We start from the raw sequence: 3,208 nt of genomic DNA on the forward strand, positions 1-3,208 counted from the left end.
CGGCCGGCTTCGGCGGGCCAGCCGTCCTGGGCGTCCGCCGTTACCCGGTCGGTGAAGTGCATCGGTACACGTTCCACTTCGCGGGTCGGGGTCTGGTTCGCTCTCATGAAGGCCTCTCCGCTTTGTGGACATCGGTGACGACGGGGCAGGCGTCAGTTGCATCCGGGGAGTCGATGCGCACGGCGGCGCGCCGGACGAGTTTATCCGGGGGCGAGGCTCATCGGCGCCCCCCGCCGGTGCCGTCGTGCCGGAACTGTCACCGCGACTGCGTGGGCTCGTGGACACGGCGATCGAGTAAGTACCATCCACGCGAGCTACGGAGGGGCGGTCCCGTCGCATCTCGGCGTTCGCGAGGTCCTGGATCGTGCCCATGACACCGTCGCGGGCGAGCCGGCCGAGCCAGTGGGCGGTCGTGTCGCGGAACTTCACCGAGTCGGCGAGCTCGGGCGGGAAGACCGAACCGGTGCGCAACACCGCGTCGACGACGGAGACGGGGCCCGTCGCCCGTGACACTGCCTCGCGCAGCGGCTCCGCGAGCGGATCGCATACCGCCAGCGGTCGTCCGTCGTCGGCATCCCCCCGCAGGTAGCGGATCCATCCGGCCACCGCCAGGCAGATCCACTGAGGTGTGCTGCCGGCGGCCAGCAGTTCCCGCGCGGGTTCGAGCAGCCGTTGCCTCAGCTTCTGGGAACCGTCCTCGGCGATCTGCTCGAGCGAGTGGGCGATGGCCGGGTTGGCGAACCGGCGCCGGATGTCCTCGGCGTACTCACGAGGGCGAACCCCGGGTACCTCGGGCAACGAGGGCAGCAGGTCCTCCATGACCAGCTCCACCGACCGGGCGAGCGCAGGGTCGGCGACGGCCTCGGCCACGATGCCGTACCCGTGGACGGCGCCCAGGTAAGCCAGTGCGGAGTGCGCTCCGTTCAGGCGCGCGCGTCGGGCCGTACGTCACCGGCGTCGATCGCGTCGAGATACGGCGTGAGCCGCCGGACGCCGTGGGAGTCGTGGCCGACGAGGTTCGATTCGACGAGCGAGGCGGCCACGGCCTCGGCTGTCGTGCCGGGGGTGTCCGCGGCTTCGAGGATCGATCGCGCGATCCCTGCCAGGGTGTCGGCCGAGACCCGGCGGGCGCCGCTCGAGGGCTCCTTGTGCCGGCTCACCGGACTCCCTCCCGGTCACCGCCATCGGTGACCATCCGGAGCTAGTTCTACGTTGTGGAACGCCGTTTCATTTCTTCTACGTTACGTGCCCGAGGGCCTTACGTGAAGGGGATCCGCCGCGTGAGAAGGTGCCTGAAGCCGACTCGCCAGGGTGCGTCCTCGGGCGGGAGGTGGAGGCGAAATCGTCCGGTAGGTGGATACGAAGGGGGAGTTTCCAGCGCTACCGTTGGCTCGCTCGCAACAGCCGAAAACCATGTATCCCGGGACGAACCTTAATGATCGAGGCGAAGAACCTTACCAAGCGCTACGGCGACAAGACCGCCGTACGTGACCTGTCGTTCACGGTCGAGCCCGGCCGGGTGACCGGTTTCCTCGGCCCGAACGGCGCGGGCAAGTCGACCACGATGCGTCTGCTCCTCGGCTTGGACCGCCCGCAGCAGGGCGACGCGACAATCGACGGCAAGCACTACCAGGACCTGGCGCAGCCGCTCCGGGTGGTCGGCGCGCTGCTCGAGGCGCGCGCCGTGCACACCGGCCGGAGCGCCTACAACCACCTCCTGTGCCTGGCCCAGACCCAGGGAATTCCGAAGAAGCGTGTTGACGAGGTCATCGAGCTGGTCGGCCTGCGGGAGGTCGCGCGCAAGCGCACGGGTGGCTTCTCGCTGGGGATGGGACAGCGCCTGGGCATCGCCGTGGCGCTGCTCGGAGATCCGTCCGTGCTCATCCTCGACGAACCCGTCAACGGGTTGGATCCCGAGGGCATCCTCTGGATCAGGAACCTGATGAAGCGGCTGGCGAGCGAGGGCCGCACCGTCTTCGTGTCGAGCCACCTGATGAACGAGATGGCGGTCACCGCCGAGCACCTCATCGTCATCGGCCGCGGCGAGCTGATCGCCGACTGCTCGACGGAGGAGTTCATCGAGCGCAGCACCAAGCAGATCGTGGTGGTACGCAGTCCTGACGCCGAGGGCCTGGCCGCCGCCATCACCGCCGAGGGAGGCACGGCCACTCCGGACGGCGAAGGCCTGCTCACCGTGACGGACCTCGAGGCGGCACGCGTCGGGCAGCTCGCCGCCGCCGGCGGTTTCGTCCTGCACGAGCTCACCCCCCGCCGTGGGTCGCTGGAAGAGGCGTTCATGGAATTGACCCGGGAGAGCGTCGAGTACGGCGCGGCCGTGGCCGCCGCCGACGGCATGGGAGGCGCCCGATGACCGCCGTGACGAGCTCCGCTCTCGCACCGGCCGACGGCCGCAACAGCTTCGGCCGACTCCTGCTCGCCGAGTGGACCAAGATTCGTTCGGTCCGGTCGACGGTCTGGTCGCTGGTCCTGCTGGTGCTGCTCAGCGTTGGCTTCACCGCGCTGTTCACCTCGCTCACCGTCGCCGGGTGGGACGAACTGGAGCCCTCGGACCAGGCATTGATCGCGGCCGACCCGACGAGCATGGTGCTGGGCAGCGGGTTCTTCCTCAGCCAGCTGACCGTGTGCGTTCTCGGCGTGATGGTGATCGGTTCCGAGTACTCCACCGGTATGATCCGGTCCAGCCTGCTGGCCGTGCCACGGCGGCTGTCGATGCTCACCGCCAAGTCGTTGGTGTTCGGCCTTCTCGTCCTCGCCCTCGGCGTGCTGGTCTCGTTCGTCTCGTTCTTCGTCGGCGCGGCCATCATTCACGGCAAGGCGCCGGTCTCGCTCGGTGACCCGGGGGTGCTGCGCGCCGTCCTCGGCGGCGGGCTCTACCTGGCGGTGCTGGGGCTGTTCGCCCTTGCCATCGGTTCGATCGTGCGGCACACCGCCGCGGGCATCACCGGCGTGATCGGCTTCGTTCTCGTCCTCGCGCCGCTGGCGCAGCTGATCCCAGGCCGCGTGGGCGACTATGTTCACGCCTACCTGCCGTCGGAGGCCGGTCACCTGATCGCGCAGGCGAAACAGGCTCCGAACGACCTGCTCACCCCCTGGCAGGGGTACGGGGTCTTCTGCGTCTGGACGCTCGCTCTCCTGGTGGTCGCCGGGATCCTGCTTCAGCGCCGCGACGCCTGAGAGCAGCCGTCCG

The 3,208-nt window shown here is 69.2% G+C and carries 3 protein-coding genes and 1 pseudogene; 2 read left to right on the forward strand and 2 right to left on the reverse strand.

The window, feature by feature from the left end; genetic code table 11:
- Both HKK72_RS41880 and HKK72_RS37930 read right to left on the reverse strand, forming a co-directional pair.
- Positions 1-870: pseudogene (locus tag HKK72_RS41880) on the reverse strand (hypothetical protein); the annotation flags it as partial.
- 53 nt (positions 871-923) lie between these two features.
- Positions 924-1,160, reverse strand: coding sequence for an Ldh family oxidoreductase (locus HKK72_RS37930; RefSeq protein ID WP_187239213.1), 237 nt, complete (start codon positions 1,158-1,160; stop codon positions 924-926).
- 275 nt (positions 1,161-1,435) lie between these two features.
- Between HKK72_RS37930 and HKK72_RS37935 the strand changes: the two genes are divergently transcribed.
- A complete protein-coding gene (locus HKK72_RS37935) occupies positions 1,436-2,371 on the forward strand; it encodes an ABC transporter ATP-binding protein (RefSeq protein WP_187239214.1) in 936 nt (311 codons plus the stop codon).
- Positions 2,368-3,195 carry an ABC transporter permease gene (locus tag HKK72_RS37940; protein ID WP_187239215.1) on the forward strand — a complete coding sequence of 276 codons (828 nt, stop codon included), beginning with the start codon at positions 2,368-2,370 and terminating at the stop codon, positions 3,193-3,195. The genes HKK72_RS37935 and HKK72_RS37940 overlap by 4 nt, the downstream gene beginning before the upstream one ends.
- Positions 3,196-3,208: the final 13 nt, after the last annotated feature.

The organism is Actinomadura sp. HBU206391 (assembly GCF_014323665.1).
Classification (GTDB): Bacteria; Actinomycetota; Actinomycetes; order Streptosporangiales; family Streptosporangiaceae; genus Actinomadura_C.